The organism is Arenibacter algicola, assembly GCF_018860365.1.
Classification (GTDB): domain Bacteria; phylum Bacteroidota; class Bacteroidia; order Flavobacteriales; family Flavobacteriaceae; genus Arenibacter; species Arenibacter algicola_B.
This window is the reverse complement of sequence record NZ_JAHKPO010000029.1, coordinates 124,372-142,925: the sequence shown is the minus strand read 5'-3', so window position 1 is coordinate 142,925 and position 18,554 is coordinate 124,372. Positions and strand designations below refer to the sequence as shown.

22 protein-coding genes are annotated in these 18,554 nt (G+C 39.5%); 17 read left to right on the top strand and 5 right to left on the bottom strand.

Annotation, left to right across the window (positions count from 1 at the left end; genetic code table 11):
- Position 1: 1 nt before the first annotated feature.
- Complete coding sequence (locus KO529_RS22575; RefSeq protein ID WP_215950117.1) at positions 2 to 3,136, top strand: DUF5107 domain-containing protein; 3,135 nt, start codon at positions 2 to 4, stop codon at positions 3,134 to 3,136.
- Between the two features lie 145 nt (positions 3,137 to 3,281).
- On the opposite strand, the gene KO529_RS22570 is transcribed toward KO529_RS22575, so the two are convergent.
- A complete protein-coding gene (locus tag KO529_RS22570; RefSeq protein ID WP_215950116.1) occupies positions 3,282 to 4,127 on the bottom strand; it encodes a DUF2911 domain-containing protein in 846 nt (281 codons plus the stop codon).
- A gap of 174 nt (positions 4,128 to 4,301) precedes the next feature.
- Here KO529_RS22570 and KO529_RS22565 point away from each other — a divergent pair, with 174 nt between their 5' ends.
- From KO529_RS22565 to KO529_RS22515, 11 genes are all read left to right on the top strand, one after another.
- Positions 4,302 to 4,721, top strand: coding sequence for a DUF1801 domain-containing protein (locus KO529_RS22565; RefSeq protein WP_215950115.1), 420 nt, complete (start codon positions 4,302 to 4,304; stop codon positions 4,719 to 4,721).
- Positions 4,722 to 4,729: 8 nt separating this feature from the next.
- A complete protein-coding gene (locus KO529_RS22560; RefSeq protein WP_215950114.1) occupies positions 4,730 to 5,320 on the top strand; it encodes a Crp/Fnr family transcriptional regulator in 591 nt (196 codons plus the stop codon).
- An 81-nt stretch (positions 5,321 to 5,401) separates the two neighbouring features.
- Complete coding sequence (locus tag KO529_RS22555; RefSeq protein ID WP_215950113.1) at positions 5,402 to 6,280, top strand: pirin family protein; 879 nt, start codon at positions 5,402 to 5,404, stop codon at positions 6,278 to 6,280.
- Between the two features lie 48 nt (positions 6,281 to 6,328).
- Entirely contained in the window at positions 6,329 to 6,622 is a 294-nt protein-coding gene (locus KO529_RS22550; RefSeq protein WP_247095265.1) for a GNAT family N-acetyltransferase, read from the top strand.
- 2 nt (positions 6,623 to 6,624) lie between these two features.
- The gene (locus tag KO529_RS22545) at positions 6,625 to 6,855 is read left to right on the top strand and encodes a (4Fe-4S)-binding protein (RefSeq protein ID WP_215950112.1); all 231 of its coding nucleotides are present in this window, start codon (positions 6,625 to 6,627) and stop codon (positions 6,853 to 6,855) included.
- Between the two features lie 135 nt (positions 6,856 to 6,990).
- A complete protein-coding gene (locus KO529_RS22540) occupies positions 6,991 to 7,533 on the top strand; it encodes a DUF3124 domain-containing protein (protein ID WP_215950111.1) in 543 nt (180 codons plus the stop codon).
- Positions 7,534 to 7,678: 145 nt separating this feature from the next.
- Complete coding sequence (locus KO529_RS22535) at positions 7,679 to 8,338, top strand: hydrolase (RefSeq protein ID WP_215950110.1); 660 nt, start codon at positions 7,679 to 7,681, stop codon at positions 8,336 to 8,338.
- A gap of 48 nt (positions 8,339 to 8,386) precedes the next feature.
- Positions 8,387 to 8,677, top strand: a complete 291-nt coding sequence (locus KO529_RS22530) for a hypothetical protein (RefSeq protein ID WP_215950109.1) — start codon at positions 8,387 to 8,389, stop codon at positions 8,675 to 8,677.
- A 33-nt stretch (positions 8,678 to 8,710) separates the two neighbouring features.
- The gene (locus KO529_RS22525) at positions 8,711 to 9,382 is read left to right on the top strand and encodes a lysoplasmalogenase (RefSeq protein WP_215950108.1); all 672 of its coding nucleotides are present in this window, start codon (positions 8,711 to 8,713) and stop codon (positions 9,380 to 9,382) included.
- Between the two features lie 179 nt (positions 9,383 to 9,561).
- Positions 9,562 to 10,008 carry a VOC family protein gene (locus KO529_RS22520; protein ID WP_215950107.1) on the top strand — a complete coding sequence of 149 codons (447 nt, stop codon included), beginning with the start codon at positions 9,562 to 9,564 and terminating at the stop codon, positions 10,006 to 10,008.
- A gap of 69 nt (positions 10,009 to 10,077) precedes the next feature.
- Positions 10,078 to 10,554 carry a GAF domain-containing protein gene (locus KO529_RS22515; RefSeq protein ID WP_215950106.1) on the top strand — a complete coding sequence of 159 codons (477 nt, stop codon included), beginning with the start codon at positions 10,078 to 10,080 and terminating at the stop codon, positions 10,552 to 10,554.
- A 120-nt stretch (positions 10,555 to 10,674) separates the two neighbouring features.
- Here the strand turns inward: KO529_RS22515 and murA are convergent, their stop codons facing one another.
- From murA to KO529_RS22500, 3 genes are all read right to left on the bottom strand, one after another.
- Positions 10,675 to 11,982 carry a UDP-N-acetylglucosamine 1-carboxyvinyltransferase gene (murA, locus tag KO529_RS22510; RefSeq protein WP_215950105.1) on the bottom strand — a complete coding sequence of 436 codons (1,308 nt, stop codon included), beginning with the start codon at positions 11,980 to 11,982 and terminating at the stop codon, positions 10,675 to 10,677.
- Between the two features lie 15 nt (positions 11,983 to 11,997).
- The gene (locus tag KO529_RS22505) at positions 11,998 to 12,651 is read right to left on the bottom strand and encodes a DUF4290 domain-containing protein (protein ID WP_215950104.1); all 654 of its coding nucleotides are present in this window, start codon (positions 12,649 to 12,651) and stop codon (positions 11,998 to 12,000) included.
- An 87-nt stretch (positions 12,652 to 12,738) separates the two neighbouring features.
- Positions 12,739 to 13,026, bottom strand: coding sequence for a DUF493 family protein (locus KO529_RS22500; RefSeq protein WP_215950103.1), 288 nt, complete (start codon positions 13,024 to 13,026; stop codon positions 12,739 to 12,741).
- A 115-nt stretch (positions 13,027 to 13,141) separates the two neighbouring features.
- On the opposite strand from KO529_RS22500, the gene KO529_RS22495 reads away from it, so the two are divergent.
- The 5 genes from KO529_RS22495 to KO529_RS22475 all read left to right on the top strand — a co-directional run bounded on the left by KO529_RS22495 (position 13,142) and on the right by KO529_RS22475 (position 17,658).
- Positions 13,142 to 13,684 carry an AAA family ATPase gene (locus tag KO529_RS22495; RefSeq protein ID WP_215950102.1) on the top strand — a complete coding sequence of 181 codons (543 nt, stop codon included), beginning with the start codon at positions 13,142 to 13,144 and terminating at the stop codon, positions 13,682 to 13,684.
- Positions 13,684 to 15,588, top strand: coding sequence for a RecQ family ATP-dependent DNA helicase (locus KO529_RS22490; protein WP_215950101.1), 1,905 nt, complete (start codon positions 13,684 to 13,686; stop codon positions 15,586 to 15,588). The genes KO529_RS22495 and KO529_RS22490 overlap by 1 nt, the downstream gene beginning before the upstream one ends.
- On the top strand, positions 15,585 to 16,532 hold the full coding sequence (fmt, locus tag KO529_RS22485; RefSeq protein WP_215950100.1) for a methionyl-tRNA formyltransferase: 948 nt from the start codon (positions 15,585 to 15,587) through the stop codon (positions 16,530 to 16,532). The genes KO529_RS22490 and fmt overlap by 4 nt, the downstream gene beginning before the upstream one ends.
- Before the next feature lie 178 nt (positions 16,533 to 16,710).
- The gene (locus tag KO529_RS22480; protein ID WP_031443811.1) at positions 16,711 to 16,983 is read left to right on the top strand and encodes an HU family DNA-binding protein; all 273 of its coding nucleotides are present in this window, start codon (positions 16,711 to 16,713) and stop codon (positions 16,981 to 16,983) included.
- A 114-nt stretch (positions 16,984 to 17,097) separates the two neighbouring features.
- The gene (locus tag KO529_RS22475) at positions 17,098 to 17,658 is read left to right on the top strand and encodes a YqgE/AlgH family protein (RefSeq protein WP_215950099.1); all 561 of its coding nucleotides are present in this window, start codon (positions 17,098 to 17,100) and stop codon (positions 17,656 to 17,658) included.
- A 10-nt stretch (positions 17,659 to 17,668) separates the two neighbouring features.
- Here KO529_RS22475 and KO529_RS22470 read toward each other — a convergent pair whose 3' ends face one another.
- The gene (locus tag KO529_RS22470) at positions 17,669 to 18,514 is read right to left on the bottom strand and encodes an aminotransferase class IV (RefSeq protein ID WP_215950098.1); all 846 of its coding nucleotides are present in this window, start codon (positions 18,512 to 18,514) and stop codon (positions 17,669 to 17,671) included.
- Positions 18,515 to 18,554 lie beyond the last annotated feature (40 nt).

Here is an 18,554-nt window from a genome sequence, read left to right as displayed (position 1 = left end):
AGTGAAAGTAAAGAGTATCAGCGTAATAATTGCATTGGGATTATGTCTCGGAACCATGGCACAATCGCCATCTGTGACCATAAAGGAGGAAATGATGTCCTTGGAAACGTATGACTATAGTAAACCTAACCCTGTCCCTATCCTGACGGACAATGCCAAAATCTTTCCGTATTTCAAGTATGAAGGTTATGAAAATATAGCAAAGAAGAAAAATTGGAAGGTAGTTACCTTAGAAAATGAATTCATTAAAGTCTTTGTCCTGCCTGAAATAGGTGGTAAAGTCTGGGGAGCTATAGAGAAAAGTACCGGTGAGGAATTCCTTTATAAAAATGAAGTAATCAAATTCCGGAATATTTCAATGCGCGGACCTTGGACCTCTGGAGGTATTGAATTTAATTTTGGCATTATAGGGCATCATCCCTCTACTGCTACTCCGGTAGATTATGTGGTAAAAACTAATGAAGATGGCAGTGTAAGCTGTGTCGTGGGCAGTGCTGACCTCCCATCAAGTACAGATTGGAGGGTAGAAATTAGGCTCGAGAAAGACAAGGCCTACTTTGAGACCAATGCCTCTTGGTACAACGGTTCCCTTATAGATCAATCCTATTACAATTGGATGACCGCTGCCGCAGTGGTTTCGGACGATTTGGAGTTCATCTATCCAGGGAATCAATTTTTGGAACACGGGGGAACAGCCAAACCATGGCCCATAGATGCAGAAGGCCGAGATCTTTCCCTCTATAAAAACAATAATTTTGACAAGGATATTTCCGAGCATGTTGTAGGCGATTATAAGGACTTTTTTGGCGGATACTACCACAATAGAAAATTTGGTTTTGGCCATTGGGCACCCTATGAAGAGATGCCGGGACAGAAACTCTGGTTATGGTCCATGGCAAGGTCGGGAGCTATTTGGGAGGATTTACTAACGGACACCGATGGACAGTATATGGAATTCCAGGCGGGTCGACTTCTTAATCAATATTTTCCTGGAGAAACCAATCCTATTTCCCAAGCCAATTTTGAACCCTATGTCATGGACCGCTGGAGAGAAATCTGGTTTCCTTTCAAGGAAATTGGTGGCATGGTAGATGCCACGGAATTCGGCGTCCTTAACGTTAAGGAATCGGATAAAGGCCTCTATATCGGTATCAATGCCCTTCAAAGTTTAAGAGACAATTTGCGGGTATCCATTAATGGGAAAGAAGTTTTTTCTGAGGAAATTAGCCTAAAGCCTATGGGAGTATTTTCCAAAGAGCTTCCATTGGAGGACTCCGGGGAAATAGTGGTGCAATTAGGCGATAAAAAATTATTTTATACCTCCAATGGTGAAAGCACCCTCATAAAGCGTCCGTTTATTGATGATGAAGCAGTAAAGGTTTCCATGAGCCAACAATTGTACCATGAAGGTTGGGAGGCCCTAAAGTTTAGGGACTATGAACTTGCCGCCAAAAAATTAAATGAATTGGTAGATATTGACCCCTCACATCAGGATGGACTCTTGAAAATGGCGGGTTTGGAATATCGGAAAACGAATTATGACAAAGCCCTGAAATATGTTAATAGGGTTTTAAAATTGGATACCTATAATACTGAAGCCAATTACTTGGCCGGAATTATATATCGCTCCCTAAATGACACTATAAATGCTTTGGAATCTTTAGGCTGGGCGGCTAGAAGCATTAACTACAGATCTGTCTCCTATGCCCAAATGGCCGAAATTTATTTCTTTGTTCAAAATTTTGAAAAAGCGAATCTATATGCCAATAAGGCATTGGATTACAATACCTACAACCTAAATGCACGAAAAATTAAATTATTGTTGCATAGGAAAAACAATAACTCCAATGCATTTAATCAAGAATATGACGAACTAATTAGAATAGATCCATTGAATCACTTTGCCCTGTTAGAATCCCAATTTCAATCTGGGCGCGCCTCTATTAGTATGCCGAAGGAGATCAGCAATGAATTTCCCGATGAATCCATACTGGAACTGGCCATTTATTACAAGGGCATAGGATTGGTACAGGAAGCAATGGAGATTCTAAAATTGTCCAAAACAGCGAATGCCAAAATACATCTTTGGACAGCTTATTTGGCCCAGGATATGGCCGGTGGGCCTAGTAATGAATACTTGGATAGGGCCATAGCAGCCCCGATCGATTTTGTTTTCCCTTACAGGCCTGAAACCATTGATGTTTTACAGTGGGCCATCTCCCAAAATGCAAATTGGAAATTTAAATACTACTTGGCGCAGAACTATATCGCCGTTAGACAAAAGGATTTGGGGTTACAGCTTCTACAGGATTCTGGAAATGAACCTGATTCCGATATTTTTTATCGTTTCAGGGCAAGAATGTTCCAAAATAAAGATTACGAAGCCAATGAAAAGGATTATTTAAAAGCATTGCAGCTAAACAGTTCTGATTGGAAACTTAGGGAGGAAGTAGTTCAATTCTATTTAGATAATGATAAAATTGCACCTGCATATAGATTGGCTAAAAAGTCGTACGCCAAATATCCCAAAAATGCCAATATCGGGTTGATTTATGCGAAATCCTCCCTATTGAACGATCAGTATGGAAAAACCATTGAAGTCCTAAAGGATATATTGATATTACCTTTTGAACATGCTTCAGAAAGTAAAAAAATATATACCGAGGCTCATATTTTAATGGCGTTGAACAATATGAAATCCGGGAAATACAATAAAGCCATATCCCTTTTGGAATCGTCAAAAGAATGGCCAGAAAACCTGGGAGTTGGAAAACCTTTCCATGCAGATGAAAGGCTACAGGATTATTTGCTTGCAGTGAATTATGAAATGCTCCAAGATTCAAATAAAAGTGCACAGTTGTTGAACGGTATATTGTCTTTTCAAAATAAGAACAAACAGAAAGTGGTAACCCCCAATGACCTGTTTGAACTTTTGTCCCTTAAAAAATTGGCGAAGAACTCGGAATTGGAATCTTCCATAAATAGAATTTCTAATATCAACACCAATGACAATGTAATGGGTAAGTTGGTTTTGGCATTGTACCGTGATGATACTGCCTCACTTCGGGATACTAAAAGCCAGAACGTTTTAAGTAATCCGTCGCTGAAGATAATGGAAGCGGCCAGCAAATATTGATTGCACCTGCCACAGAGATAATAGTTTAACGGTCAGTACTATAATCCTTGGAATTACGAACCATTTGTCAAGGGATTTTTAGATACAAATCTTCCAAAAAAAAAGCTCACTGAAAAGTGAGCTTTTTATATTCGGTACAAAGATATTACTTAGCCCCCCACTCTTTCAGGGAGTCTTTGTTCATCTTAACGTAGTCGGCATTACCAGCGGCTTCGGCCGCGGCCAGTGATTTTTTTGCAGTTTCAATAGCCTGCTTTTTATCGCCTGCTTTGGCATAAATTAGCGACTGTTGTCTTAATTGCCAAAATGCGGGTTTCTCCGTCATGCTCATGGCTTTATCCATCCATTCCTTGGCCTTATTGATATCCTTACCGGAATTCATGTAATATACGGCAGCGGCATAATAATCATTGGCGTCCGGACCTTTCATTACTTTTTCTATGGAACTAGTGACCGCTTTGTCCGTAGGAACATCAAACTTAACACCTACATATACATCGGACCAATACATGCCTAAAGTGGCAGCGTTATCAGAAAGGCCGTCGATAGAAATCGTAAAAGTTTCAACCTGAAATGGCAGATTTTGTACTTGAGCGGTTGTTTTAGCAGCAACTTTGCTTTCGTCCCAGGTTGCCGGTGTTCCTCCGCCATCGGCTTCGGTATAAAAGATTACCTCCCAGGCTGCAGCTCCCGGTTTAGTATAAATGGCATAAGAACCAGCTTTAAGTTCTTGATTTCCTATCATTACGTTTTCACTGAAGGTTATCTTTGTCCTCGCGTTGGCCCCTGTTCTCCATAATTTATCATAAGGTACCAAATCCCCAAAAATGGTTCTTCCACGCATGGATGGCCTTGAATATTCCACCGTTACATCGGTCAATCCAACCTTCTGAACAAGTGTCGAGGACGGACTCGGTTGCGGCGTGTTGATCTGTGCCTGTACTCCAAAGGATACAGCAATCATTAGTACTAAAAGTGTTATTTTTTTCATGTTAATAAGTGTTTAGAATGTTTATGCTAAATTACATATTAAAAGCCTAATCTGGAAGTGGGTCAGTCGTATTATACCCAACTAATTATAATATCTTCCAAAGCGATAATGAAATATACCCTATGCTGCTTTACTCCTTTTTTAGTAAATTTATAGTACACCAATTTGCAAGGGATGACGGAGAACAAAACTAAACCGAACAATAAATCTGTTATGGCTTTTTTAAACTCCGTTGTGGGTATAGAAAAACGTAAGGATGCCCATGCATTATTGGAATTGTTTAAAAACATTACCCTAGAACCGGCAGTAATGTGGGGTGAAAGTATAATCGGTTTTGGCAGTTACCATTATAAATACGATTCTGGTCGGGAAGGAGATATGTGCATCACAGGATTTTCCCCTAGAAAATCTAATTTTTCAATCTATATCATGTCAGGATTTTCCAATAATCAGAAGCTTTTGGATCAATTGGGTCCCCACAAAACAGGCAAAGCCTGTCTTTATATAAAACGATTATCAGATATTAATATGGATGTACTATCCAAAATGATAGAATCATCCTACCTTTATTATAAACACAAACATTCCCAATAAATATTTACATGCAAAATTTCACTAAGTATTTAAAGACCAAGGCGAACATAGCGGAACCTGAATTTCAGCTGCTTATCAAAAAAGTAGAATTCAGAAATATTGAAAAAGGCGAGGTGCTCTTGCGTCCGGGTGAAGTTTGTAGACATTTCTTCTTTGTTGAAAACGGCCTCTTACGCTCCTATACGGTTGACGACGGCGGCAAGGAGCATATTATTCAGTTTGGTTCCGAAAATTGGATCGTCTCCGATCGGAGTTCTGCTTTTTTTAATGAACCTTCAGACCTGTTTATCGATGCCATAGAGGATACCAAGGTAGTTTTAATAAATTCGGACTTTATAAATGAAGCTAGTGCAATAAGCTCTTCCTTTAGGAACTATAATCAAATAGCCCTTCAGAACCACATTCGACACCAACAAAAACGAATTAATCTTTTGTTGAGTGCAAGTGCAGAGAGGAGATATATGAATTTTATTAAATTATACCCAGATCTAACATTAAGGGTGCCACAATGGATGATTGCTTCCTATTTGGGCATTACCCCGGAGAGTCTTAGCAGGGTACGCAAAGAATTGGCCCATAAAAACTTTAAACCCAACTAGGGAATATATTACTTATCATACATCAATGCACAGGACCCTATATCCTTGTATTATTGCTATATAATTATTAAATAGATATTGATGAATACAAAGAATATAGAAATAGTAGTGGCGCCAAGGGAGCCACACTATGTGGGAGACGGGTTTAGAGTTCATAATTTTATCCCCAGTGGCTATAGGTTGGATATGGAAAGAATGGACCCCTTTATCCTTCTGGATTACAATAGCCCGTTTTACTTCCCCCCTACCGATAAGCCTAGAGGGGTAAGTGTACATCCTCACAGGGGTTTTGAAACGGTTACCATAGCCTATCAGGGGAAAGTGGCCCATCATGATAGTTCTGGCAACAGTGGCGTTATTAGCGAGGGAGATGTACAATGGATGACCGCAGCCTCTGGGATACTTCATAAAGAATATCACGAAGAGAAATTTAGCAAGGAAGGAGGCTATTTTCAAATGGCACAACTTTGGGTAAACCTTCCAGCCAAGTACAAAATGTCTACCCCGAAATATCAGGGAATAACCAATGCCCAGATAAATAAATATCAGTTGGAAAATAATAAAGGGGTAATTGAAGTCATAGCCGGGAACTATAAAAATATTGAAGGTGCGGCATCTACATTTTCCCCTGTCAATATGTTCAATGCGAGACTAAAAGTTGGTGGTAAAGCGGATTTTAGCTTTCCAGCTGCCTATAATACCGCCTTGCTGGTAGTTGCTGGGGAAATAAATGTGAATGGAACGCAGACCGTAGCCGAAAATCATTTTGTGCTCTTCGAAAATGAAGGTGAAGATTTTAGTATGGAGGCTACGAAGAAATCAATTGTTCTAATTTTAAGTGGTGAACCCCTTAACGAACCTATAGCCGCCCAAGGGCCCTTTGTAATGAATACCCGTGAGGAAATAGCCCAGGCCATAAAAGATTATAATTTGGGCAAATTTGGCTATTTGGAGGAATAAAGTGTAAATTAGAAATAGGAATATACAGGACGAATAATAACGATAAGTATGAACTACAAATTAATAGACAATACGGAAAGAAAGCAATATGAGTATCATATTGATGGCGTTATTGCCAAAATTGAATATATAAAGGCAAAAGATAAAATTTATCTTACCCACACAGAGGTTCCAAAGGAATTGGAAGGGCAAGGGGTGGCCTCCGCTCTGGTGAAAGATGTTCTTATAGATATAGAAAGGAAGGAATTGACCTTGGTTCCGATGTGTCCATTTGTAGCTTCCTACATAAAAAGACACCCTGATTGGAAAAAGTTGGTTTTAAAAGGAATTAATATCGCTTAATTATGGAACAGAAAGAAAATTTTAAGGAATACACCAATGGTGAAATTACTGTAGTTTGGAAACCTTCAAAATGCATTCACGCCGGAGTATGTGTCAAAACCTTGCCAGAGGTTTACGATCCAAAAGGGAAACCATGGATAAAGCCTGAGATGGCTACGACCGAACAATTGAAATCCCAGATCATGAAATGTCCGTCCGGTGCCCTCTCGTTTTACATGAACGGAAAAAGTTGAACACTTATATCTATCCTTAATTTGAAATGCACGATTCTCCAATTAAAGAGTATCTTTATGCAGGACTAAGCGCTCCTAAAGGGAGCATTAGTTTCAAGTTTTAATGATGTAATGTTTAAAACGAAGTCTAAAAGAATGATTACTATATTTCTCAGAAGTTTCCATTTTATAGGAAAAAAAATATGTCTAGCCCTCTGCACTTTGTTACTGATCCTTAGTTGTTCCGAGGAAAAGAAGGTCAGTCATATAGATCCTATTAATTGGGAAAAGAGATATATGGCCTTACCCGTTCAGGACTCACTTATAAAAGGTAGTTCCTATTTGTCCATATACTCATCCATATATGATGGAACAGAAAGAACACTGCATCATTTAACGGCTACCGCAAGTATGAGGAATGTAAGCAATACAGATTCCATTTATATTTTAAAAGCTGAATATTACAATACCCAGGGAGAACTTATCCGCACCTATTTTAACAAACCAATATTTCTTAAGCCTTTGGAAACCATTGAAATTGTTATTGATCAAGATGATGAATACGGGGGAACAGGCGCAAATTTTGTTTTTGATTGGGCTGTAGAATCGAATAATCACGAGCCTATTTTCGAAGCCGTGATGATTTCTACCACAGGACAACAGGGAATCTCCTTTACTACGCGGGGAATAAAATTGTAGGCTTTAAATTCAGGCACTTAATTGACTTGGCATTAAAACTCCCTGTCTGTACCAATTAAAAAAAAGACTATATTTAATAAGCTCTAGTCAAAGGCCAATTTACCATCCTTATTGTTATTTCTTTTAACCTAATTCATGCTGCATTATGATCAAGGTACCTTCTTTTGGTAGTAAGCTAAGAAAAAATATCGTGGAGGTGCCGGAGGTAATCAACTCTTGTTCCGGAATACGGGTTTTTGGGCAATTGCTAAAATCGTTCCTGTTCAGTACAGATGTTGCCATTATTAGAAACACCAATGCCAATGCCATTATTGCCGTCTATCCCTTTACACCACAGCCCTTAATTAGTCATGCCTTAATTTTGGCAGCGGACAAGCCTATCTTTTGTGGGGTTGGAGGCGGAATTACCACAGGTAAAAGATCGGTGGAACTGGCTTTGCATGCAGAGTTTCAAGGTGCCTTGGGCGTTGTCCTGAACAAACCCACTCCCAATGAACTTATAGCGAGATTAAAACTTAAAATTGATATTCCAGTGACCATCACCATTGTCTCTGAAAAGGATGATATAAAAGGTAGAATAGCCGCCGGGGTGGATATTTTTAACGTATCAGGAGCCGGTAAAACTGCCGACATTGTTAAGCGTATTAGGGATATTGACAACGACATAGCCATATTGGCCACAGGAGGACATTTAGAGGAGGACATCCTAAGAACTATAGAAGCGGGTGCCAATGCCATTAGCTATACCCCTCCTTCCACCAGTGAGTTGTTCAAGGACATCATGTTAAAATATAGAAGCGAATAATTAAATGGCGATAATCAATCCAAACATAAAACAATTAGCCCTTATTGCATGAATATCATACACAGTATCCCAGAGAACATTTTTGAAAGCATAGGAATTGTAGCAGGTCTAAGTGCCTGTCTGGTGATTGCTATACAGGTCTATAAAGAATACCGTTATAAGGGCCCCAGTAGCCTTTCTAACGGTTTTATTTTTGGCTGGGTATTTATTTATCTGTTTTGGTGCTTTTACGGAATTCGTTTTAATACCGTAGCCCTTTGGCTTACCAACGCCATCGCCGTAGTCCTCCAGTTGGGCCTCTGCTTTATTGTGGTCCGAAAAAGAAAATTATATACTTAACAAACCTAGCCATTGGAACATTAATTTTTTAGCATGAAAACAAGGCACAATGCCTTTATTGGCGTATTTATTCTTTTGGTGCTGTTGGACCTGGTAACAGGATACTTGCACTTTCAAGGCCTCAGGCAATTGACCAAGCCACTTATACTGCTTTCGCTGATATTGTTTTTTGGGATATACGGAAGGCAACTAGCCAAAAAGACCTATCGCTACATCTTATTGGCTCTTTTCTTTTCATTATTGGGAGACATATTCTTGCTCTATGATCATCTCTCACCTATGTATTTTATGCTTGGACTAATAGCTTTTCTCCTTGCCCATATAACTTATGCCTTGGTATTTCTTATCCAGGGCAAAAGCATATTAAAGAAGAAAATGCCTTTGGTTGCAATATTGCTGCTGGTCTACGGCACTACCCTTTTCATAATTCTACAGGATAATTTAGGCACGTTAAAAATTCCTGTAATTATTTATATCCTGGGTATTTTAGCAATGGCCATTACGGCCTATAGTAGAAAGGAGCAGGTAGGTCCAACAAGTTTCAAATTGGTATTTATTGGAGCATTATTCTTTATCTTGTCCGATAGCATCCTGGCCATCAATAAGTTTCTTATAACAGTACCGGGATCACATATTCTGGTCATGGGCACTTATGCCACGGCACAATATTTAATAGTCCGTGGATTATTGGCTGGTAAAGACTGAATTGAACATGGAATAAATAACAATTTCCTAAAAATTACCACAAAAGTAGATTAGCTTCAATAAATTGATTCATTTTTATTTACCTTTCTTTCCTGCTAAAGTTGACGTTGCCTTATAAACCAGATAACCTAAAGAAAATAACACCTTATAATTACTTTTAAAATTAAAACCTAATATACATGCACAAGCCATTATTTCTGCTTCTCAGTTTTTTTATATTGCAAGTCAATGCCCAAGGCTTTGATTTCCAGATAGACCATTCTTCCTTGATCGTCAATAAACTGGACACTACTGCTGATTTCTATTCCAATATTCTTAAGCTGAAGGAAATTCCACACCCTGACAAGGCACCGGGATTCCGTTGGTTTGCAGTCCAGGGCAATTCACAGCTGCACCTGATTTATAAGGATACGGTGGTCATGAAAAAGCATAAGTCCATGCACCTCTGTTTATCGACACCCAACTTGGATACCTTTATTAAACATTTGGTAGATAACAACATTGAATATGAAGATTGGCCAGGGACAAAAGGGGCGGTTACCTTACGTTCAGATGGGGTACGACAGATTTACCTCACAGATCCCGAAGGTTACTGGATTGAAGTTAATAACGCCAAACACGATTAAAAAACCTAAGCAATATTTTATCTAGATTTAGTAAATTTGGGTAATAATGAAAAAAATAAATTAAAGCATATGAACAAGGACAATGCGCAACGGAACACTGTAATAGATACCCTCCTTAATAATGAAACCACTAATTGGCAGGAAGTCCTTTCCACTGTAATTTCCGCTTTTGACTGTACCACTGGTACCATTCATTTTCTGGATGAAAAATCGGGATTGTTAAAGGTTCAGGCACATCAAGGCATTCCTCCCTTTTTAATCCCCAAACTTTCTGAGATTCCCATAGGTAAAGGTATGGCAGGGATTGCGGCGGAGCGGCGTGAACCGGTAGAAATGTGTAATCTACAAACCGATGATTCAGGGGTAGCACGTCCTGCTGCCAAAGAAACAAAGGTAGAAGGTTCTATAGCAGCCCCAATGATGCTCAATGGAAAACTGTATGGAACCTTGGGAATAGCCAAACCTGTTCCTTATGATTTTACGGAGGAAGAAGTTAGTGACTTATTAAGTATAGGTGAGAAAATAAGTCGCCATATAAGTGCATAGACTCATTAACACAATTGTGTTATTTATATTTAGATATTTGAACGCTTGTTAATCCTCAAAATAAAAAAGGACTATCTAATTGATAGTCCTTTTTTATTTCATATTAAGTTATAACCGTGGTTAAACCCTGGTGATCTTGGCACCAATAGCTCGCAAACGCGTATCAATATTTTCGTAACCCCTATCGATCTGTTCTATATTGTGTATGGTAGAGGTGCCCTTGGCAGACAAGGCTGCTATCAGCAAAGAGACACCGGCCCTAATGTCCGGAGACACCATGGTGGTGGCTTTTAGACTGGATTCAAAGTTATGTCCAATAACGGTAGCCCTATGTGGATCGCAAAGAATAATCTTGGCCCCCATGTCTATTAATTTATCTACAAAGAACAAACGGCTTTCAAACATCTTTTGGTGGATCAATACCTCCCCTTTTGCTTGTGTAGCCATCACTAAAATAATGCTCAACAAATCTGGCGTAAGTCCAGGCCATGGCGCATCGGCCACTGTTAAAATGGAGCCATCAATATAGTTCTGGATCTCATAACCATCTTTATGCTCGGGAATAACAATATCGTCCCCTTTTCGCTCCAGCTGTATCCCCAATTTTCTAAAAACAGTAGGAATTTGACCCAGATCGTCCCAACTAACATCTTTAATAGTCAGGTTACTCCTTGTCATGGCTGCCAAGCCTATCCAACTACCGATCTCGATCATATCCGGGAGCATTCTGTGATCTGTTCCTCCCAGGCTATCAACCCCCTCTATTTCCAACAGATTGGAGCCGATTCCTGTAATTTTGGCTCCCATCCTATTCAGCATTTTGCACAATTGCTGTAAATAAGGTTCACAGGCTGCATTGTAAATGGTGGTTTTGCCATCTGCCAAAACAGCCGCCATAACTATGTTGGCCGTTCCTGTAACCGAAGCTTCATCCAAAAGCATGTAGGTACCCTTCAATTTTTCGGCTTCAACACCGTAAAAGTGCTCTTCCTTATTGTATCTGAATTTTGCCCCTAATTTTATAAAACCTTCAAAGTGTGTGTCCAATCGCCTGCGTCCTATTTTATCACCGCCGGGTTTGGGAATATATCCCTTGCCAAAACGCGCCAATAATGGGCCTACGAGCATAATAGATCCCCTAAGGCCCCTACCGTCCTCTTTAAATTGGGCAGATTGCAGGTATTCCAAATTAATGTCATCTGCCATAAAGGTATAGGACCCTTGCCCTTTCTTTTGGATCTTAACCCCCAAATCCTCCAATAAGGATATCAGTTTGTTTACGTCTACAATATCAGGGATATTGGTAATCGACACTTTTTCCGAAGTAAGTAGTACGGCACAGAGTATTTGTAAAGCTTCATTCTTTGCCCCTTGCGGTGTAATCTCACCATGTAATTGATGACCGCCTTCTATTTTAAATGTTCCCATTAAAGTTTGAGAAGATTAGTACCGCTTTTTACCGCGGTTTTGATTTCTTTGCGTTTTTTTACCAGAACTGGTCCTAGGCGTTTTAGCCACACGATTTTTAAGGAATTGTCCACTTTCTGTCAAGTTTTCCCCTTCCTTGGCAAGATCTATTTGTCCATCGCTTAACTCGTAAAGATGCTTAAATATGGCCTTGTCGTCCACAGTGTCCTTATTCCAGTTTAGGTAACACTTTTTCATGTGGTTGGCTATGGCATACTCCAACCCGTCTCGCATATCGCCTTTTTCCCACTTAACGGCCACATCGATCATACGTTTTATGTTATTTCCATAAAACCTATATTTTGGAAAATTTTGAGGATACTCCAATGGATCCGGACGTTTTTGCAAGGTCTCCTTGGAGGTAATTGGGAATGGCGAGTCCACGTTCAATTTAAAATCGGACATGATAAACAATTGATCCCATAGTTTATGTTGAAAATCGGGAACGTCCCTCAAATGTGGTTGAATATTGCCCATAACACTTATTATGGCCTGGGCCACACGGTTACGTTCCTCATCGTCCTCGATGGAGATGGCATGGTCCACCATTTTCTGGAAATGGCGCCCATACTCGGGTATAATGAGCTTTGGTCGCTCAGTATTGTATTCTAAGTTTTCTACTAAATTCAAATTGAAATATTTATTGCTATTTATTTATGATAAGGAAGTGCTCTTATAACGTCTGCAAATTAACAAAATTATGCTAGAAATACTATTTTAGAGTGATATTACCCCTTTTACCTTCCCTACTTCCTTATATTTTTTTATTACTTCATCAGGATTTTTAAGGTTAACGGTAATGCTCAAACTGGTATATTTTGCATTTTTGGATTGCTTGGATTCGATTACTGCCCCCGTATTATCAAAAATATCCTGAATCTGTTTTATTTTTTCCGTGTCGGTTGGGACTATAAACTTATATAGGTAATTGGAAGGCCATTTGCTACTTTCCGCCAATTGGTCCCTTAATCTACCATAAAATTCCTCTGATTTATCCTGATCCATGCCAATGTTTTTGCAAATATATAAAGTATCGTTGTCAATTTTTTAATCTTAAGGCTATTTCATTACTTTGCAACACCATTTTACGCATGTAAATACCGAATTTTAAACGCGCTATTTGAATTTAGAAAGAATTGTCATTACAGGTGGACCCAGTACAGGAAAGACATCTGTCATAGAAAAAATTGAAAAGGAAGGCTTCTTTTGTTTTAGTGAGATATCCCGCGAGATTACGCTGGAAGCCAGGCAGCAAGGTATACCACAGTTATTCGTTTCGGACCCTTTGCTATTTAGTGAAAGAATTATCGAAGGCAGGATCCGGCAATTCCAGGCTGCAAACGAGGTAGGTAAACCCATTGTTTTTTATGATCGGGGTATTCCGGACGTAGTGGCCTATATGGATTGTTTTGGTCAGTCTTATGGAGATCATTTTGTTGAGAGCTGCATTAATTACCAATACGACCACGTTTTTTTATTACCACCTTGGAAGGAAATACACGAGTCCGACAATGAGCGCTATGAAAATTTTGAAGAGGCAGTGCGTATCCATACCTTTTTGGAAAAAGCCTACACCAGATACGGCTACAATATTATAAATGTACCCAAGGAAACCGTAGCCGGAAGAGTTACCTTTATTCATAATAAACTAAAAAGTCTATAGTGCATCAGCACCCTAAGGATATATTGGAGAAGTTTTGGGGGTTTTCGGATTTTAAGAATTCCCAGGAAGACATCATAGGCGCCGTATTGGATGGACAGGATGTTTTGGCGCTTCTCCCTACAGGAGGTGGCAAATCTTTGTGCTATCAGGTACCGGCATTGGCTCGTGAAGGTATTTGTATTGTGGTATCGCCACTAATAGCCTTGATCCGCAACCAGGTTGATACCCTAAAAAAATTGGGTATAAAAGCCATTGCCCTTACCGGGGGCATTTCTTTTGATGAAGTGAACAACCTGTTGGACAATTGCCTATATGGCAACTATAAATTCCTGTACCTGTCTCCTGAAAGACTACAGCAGGAATTGGTGCAGGAGCGTATCAGGCAAATGAATGTTAACCTTATTGCCATTGATGAAGCGCATTGCATTAGTCAATGGGGCAACGATTTTAGACCTGCCTACTTGGAATGCCATATTTTAAAGGAATTGGCGCCAAATGTTCCTATGATAGCGTTGACCGCCACGGCAACGGACATGGTGGTAAATGATATTTGCCAAAATTTACATTTGGAAGAACCGTTGATAGTGAAGGATTCCTTTTCCAGGAACAATATTACCTTTAGCGTTTGTTGGGAAGAGGACAAAAAATACCGTCTTAAGGAATTATGTGCCCAGACCAATACGAGTACCATAATATATGTGCGCAGTAGAAAAATGACCATGGAATTGGCCTATTACCTATCCCAGCAAGGACACACGGCTACCTTTTTTCATGGTGGTATTTCCAAAAAGGACAAGGATACCAGGTTAAACCAGTGGTTGGAAAACAAAGTGAAGATCATGGTGGCCACCAACGCTTTTGGAATGGGGATAGACAAGCCCGATGTTGGCCTTGTTGTACATTACCAAATTCCGGACAGTATGGAAAACTACTTTCAGGAAGCAGGAAGGGCCGGAAGGGACGGAAAGCCGGCAAATGCCGTTTTAATCACCAACCCTATGGATGAGGCCCAGGTGCGCAAACAATTTTTAGGGGTCCTACCAGATGTTGACTTCCTTAAAATATTATATCGAAAATTGGCCAACTATTTTCAGATCCCCTTTGGGGAAGGTAGTGGCGAAACTTTTCAATTGCCCTTTAATTCCTTTTGCGAAATCTATAGGCTAAATACTACATTAACGTATAATGGTTTAAGGCTGTTGGACCAAAACTCCGTGATATCCCTAACCGAAGCTTTTTCGCAAAGAACGACTATACGTATGATAGCTTCCAAGCATCAAATATTTGATTACCTGGAAAAAAATCGGCCATCGGCGGCTATCGTTCAAACCATTCTGAGAACCTACGGGGGAATATTCGATTTTGAGACCAAGATAAATCCCCTATTGATTTCGCGAAAGGCCAATACAAGCGAAAAGGAGGTAATAAGTGTATTGGAACAAATGGAAAAGGATGAAATTATTGAATATCATGCCCAACATAGCGATCTGGAAATTACATTTTTGGTTCCCAGGGAGGATGAGCGCACGATCAATATCTTCGCCAAAAAAATAAAACAGATACAGCAGGTTAAAAAGGACAATGTAGAAAGTATGTTGACCTATATAAAGGATACCAAGCTTTGCAGAAGTCGGCATATTCTAAACTACTTTGGCGAAACTACCAAGGACAACTGTGGCAAATGTGATGTATGCCTTCAAAAAAATCCTGTAAACAATGACATTATTAAAATCATAGAACAGGATATTTTACAAATTTTAATGGTCAAAAAAGAAAGTTCCAGAGGGCTGATAAAATTATTGACCTATAAGGAAAGTTCCGTTATTTTGGCTTTACAAAGATTATTGGAAGAGCAGAGAATAAGCGTGAATTCTATTAACCAGTACGAAATAATCAAAAGATGAGCAAACCACGAATAGTGTTTATGGGCACCCCGGATTTTGCCGTGGCCATTTTGGACAAGCTAGTAAAAAACGATTGTAATATTGTGGGGGTAATTACTGCGCCGGACAAGCCTGCAGGCAGAGGAAGAAAATTGCATGAATCTGCCGTAAAGGCATATGCCATGGAACATGGTCTAAAAATAATGCAGCCTACCAACCTAAAGGATCCCAATTTTATTACGGAATTGCAAGGATTGTCACCAGAACTTCAGATTGTGGTGGCTTTTAGAATGTTGCCCAAAGCAGTATGGAATATGCCAAAGCTGGGCACTTTTAACCTTCATGCTTCCCTCCTGCCCCAATATCGCGGAGCGGCCCCTATTAATTGGGCCATAATAAACGGAGAGAAGGAAACGGGGGTGACCACTTTCTTTATAGATGATAAAATTGATACCGGTGCCATATTACTTCAAAAGAAAACCAGCATCTCCGAAGAAGATACCGCAGGCAGCTTGCACGATAAGCTGATGCATCTGGGAGCGGACCTCGTATTGGAAACCATTCATAAATTGGAGAGCAAAGCCATAGCACCATCCAAGCAACAGGAAGATAAGCCTTTAAAGGAGGCATATAAGCTGCACAAAGAGACCTGTGAAATAGATTGGAACCAGGATATTGCTACCATATATAATTTTATTAGGGGATTAAGTCCCTACCCTACTGCCTGGACTACCATGTACAATGGGGAGGATGAACTTTTCCTAAAGATATACTCCGCCAAAAAGGATTTGGAACAACACCAATTAAAGGTCGGGACCATTGCTTTTACCAAAAATGAACTGAAAGTAGCTGTAAAGGGAGGTTACATCAATTTATTGGAAATTCAATTGCCCGGTAAAAGAAAAATGACCACCAAAGAGGTGTTAAACGGATTAAAATTGGCTAAAAACACCTATGTTGGGTAAACCCCCATGTTCATTGGGGGTGTGGGAAATCGTAAAAAAAACCCTACTTTATCAACAAACGTTTCAAGTTATCAACAAAATTGCGGATTTCCCCCCATTTTACTTGCGTTAATGGCAAATCCGTATAAATTTGTTGAAGTATTTAATTATAATTAATAACACTTAATTTATCGAAATTATGAACAAAACAGAATTAATCGATGCAATGGCAGCTGATGCTGGCATTACTAAAGCCGCAGCTAAAAAGGCATTGGAATCTTTCTTAGGAAACGTTGAAGGTTCTCTAAAAAAAGGTGGTAGAGTATCTCTAGTAGGTTTCGGATCTTGGTCTGTATCTAAAAGAAATGCAAGAGAAGGTAGAAATCCATCAACTGGAAAGACTATCCAAATTGCAGCTAAAAATGTAGTGAAGTTTAAGGCAGGTGCTGATTTGAGCGGTGCAGTAAACTAATCATAATATCATTATACATAGAAAGCACTTCTCTAACCGGAAGTGCTTTTTTTGTACAAAAGACTTTTCAGATTAACGGAATTGTTTTATTTTAGGGATACTAGAACTAAAAATATGGTCGCTGAAAAACCAAAAAAAGGCAAACTCCTTATTGCTGAGCCTACACTTTCGGGTGATGTTTCCTTTAACAGATCTATAGTTCTGTTGGCGGAGCATAACAATGAGGGGTCTGTTGGTTTTATTCTGAACAAGCCTTTGGACTATAGTATAAATGATCTGGTTACCGAAATAGATTTGCCTTTTCAGGTATACAATGGCGGTCCGGTAGAACAGGATAATCTTTATTTTATCCACAAGGTCCCGGATCTGATAGAAAATAGCATTGAAATTTCGGACGGAATTTATTGGGGCGGAGATTTTGGTTCTATTGTGGACCTGATCAATAATAAGGTCATTTCTGAAAACGATATCCGTTTCTTTTTGGGATATTCCGGTTGGTCCTCTTTACAGTTGGACCAGGAATTGCACTCAAAATCATGGGTCGTGGTAAAAAATGTCTACGAAAGTTCCATCATACAAAAATCTTCCAACGCTTTTTGGAAGGAAAAAATGATGGAATTGGGCGGAAATTACCTGATATGGTCCAATGCCCCTGAAAACCCTAACCTAAATTAACCAAGAATACTTAGTTTAGCCTCGCAGCCGCATTAAGTTTGCCCAATAAATCGGCAGCTACCTTAGTTTCGTACTCTTTCTTTCTATATTTTGTAATGGGTTGAATACCGGTGATTGCGTTGGTTATGAAAAGTTCATCCGCTTTCTGCAGCTCGAAGGGAGAAATAAAAGCTTCTTCAAATTGGTATTTATCCAGGGAACCTAAAATAGCGATCAGTTTCTTGCGCACAATTCCGTTCAAGCATCCGTCCTTTAAGGGTGGGGTTTTAATATGTTGATCTTTTACCAAAAAGAGATTGCCATTAAGGGCTTCCACCACCTTTTTTTCCTGGTTCAGCAAAAGACAGTTCTGATATCCGTTTTCGGAAGCAAAAATACTGCCCACCACATTAATTACCTTATTATTGCTCTTTAAGGTAGAAAGCATATCCGGGTTCACATAAAAATCCTTAAAAAGCTCTACTTCGTAGGCATCATTATTTAAGGTAAAGAATGGGGAATCCAAAACATTGGCCTCAATAATATAAGAGACGTCATTGGTTTGCGGCAGATATAGTCCGCCGTTATTTCTAAAAACGGTAAATCGTATCCTAGCCGGTTTCTCCAACAGGCCGTTGGCATCCACACAGGCCAATATTTGTTCTTCCAGAAATTCCATGGTAAAATTCATGGGGATTTCCATTCTCAGAATCCGCATGGAAGCCATAAGCCGAAGATAGTGGTCCTCCCAAAAGAATATTTTTCCGTTTACTACCCTAATGGACTCGAACAGGGCATCGCCATAGCGGAGTCCCCTATTATCGTGATTAAAGTAAGATGAGTTTTTAGAAAGTAGGTTTCCGTTAAAATTAACCATAAAAAAAGCCTTGAAAAAATCAAGGCCAAAGATACGTTAT

What these genes read in the sequence shown, in the direction of transcription:
- KO529_RS22525 (WP_215950108.1), top strand. Translation starts at nt 8,711, where the DNA reads ATGAAAACAAGGCACAATGCCTTTATTGGCGTATTTATTCTTTTGGTG.
- KO529_RS22520 (WP_215950107.1), top strand. Translation starts at nt 9,562, where the DNA reads ATGCACAAGCCATTATTTCTGCTTCTCAGTTTTTTTATATTGCAAGTC.
- KO529_RS22540 (WP_215950111.1), top strand. Translation starts at nt 6,991, where the DNA reads ATGATTACTATATTTCTCAGAAGTTTCCATTTTATAGGAAAAAAAATA.
- KO529_RS22530 (WP_215950109.1), top strand. Translation starts at nt 8,387, where the DNA reads ATGAATATCATACACAGTATCCCAGAGAACATTTTTGAAAGCATAGGA.
- KO529_RS22470 (WP_215950098.1), bottom strand. Translation starts at nt 18,514, where the DNA reads ATGGTTAATTTTAACGGAAACCTACTTTCTAAAAACTCATCTTACTTT.
- KO529_RS22480 (WP_031443811.1), top strand. Translation starts at nt 16,711, where the DNA reads ATGAACAAAACAGAATTAATCGATGCAATGGCAGCTGATGCTGGCATT.
- KO529_RS22545 (WP_215950112.1), top strand. Translation starts at nt 6,625, where the DNA reads ATGGAACAGAAAGAAAATTTTAAGGAATACACCAATGGTGAAATTACT.
- KO529_RS22555 (WP_215950113.1), top strand. Translation starts at nt 5,402, where the DNA reads ATGAATACAAAGAATATAGAAATAGTAGTGGCGCCAAGGGAGCCACAC.
- KO529_RS22515 (WP_215950106.1), top strand. Translation starts at nt 10,078, where the DNA reads ATGAACAAGGACAATGCGCAACGGAACACTGTAATAGATACCCTCCTT.
- KO529_RS22550 (WP_247095265.1), top strand. Translation starts at nt 6,329, where the DNA reads ATGAACTACAAATTAATAGACAATACGGAAAGAAAGCAATATGAGTAT.
- murA (WP_215950105.1), bottom strand. Translation starts at nt 11,982, where the DNA reads ATGGGAACATTTAAAATAGAAGGCGGTCATCAATTACATGGTGAGATT.
- KO529_RS22535 (WP_215950110.1), top strand. Translation starts at nt 7,679, where the DNA reads ATGATCAAGGTACCTTCTTTTGGTAGTAAGCTAAGAAAAAATATCGTG.
- KO529_RS22570 (WP_215950116.1), bottom strand. Translation starts at nt 4,127, where the DNA reads ATGAAAAAAATAACACTTTTAGTACTAATGATTGCTGTATCCTTTGGA.
- KO529_RS22560 (WP_215950114.1), top strand. Translation starts at nt 4,730, where the DNA reads ATGCAAAATTTCACTAAGTATTTAAAGACCAAGGCGAACATAGCGGAA.
- KO529_RS22500 (WP_215950103.1), bottom strand. Translation starts at nt 13,026, where the DNA reads ATGGATCAGGATAAATCAGAGGAATTTTATGGTAGATTAAGGGACCAA.
- fmt (WP_215950100.1), top strand. Translation starts at nt 15,585, where the DNA reads ATGAGCAAACCACGAATAGTGTTTATGGGCACCCCGGATTTTGCCGTG.
- KO529_RS22565 (WP_215950115.1), top strand. Translation starts at nt 4,302, where the DNA reads ATGACGGAGAACAAAACTAAACCGAACAATAAATCTGTTATGGCTTTT.
- KO529_RS22475 (WP_215950099.1), top strand. Translation starts at nt 17,098, where the DNA reads ATGGTCGCTGAAAAACCAAAAAAAGGCAAACTCCTTATTGCTGAGCCT.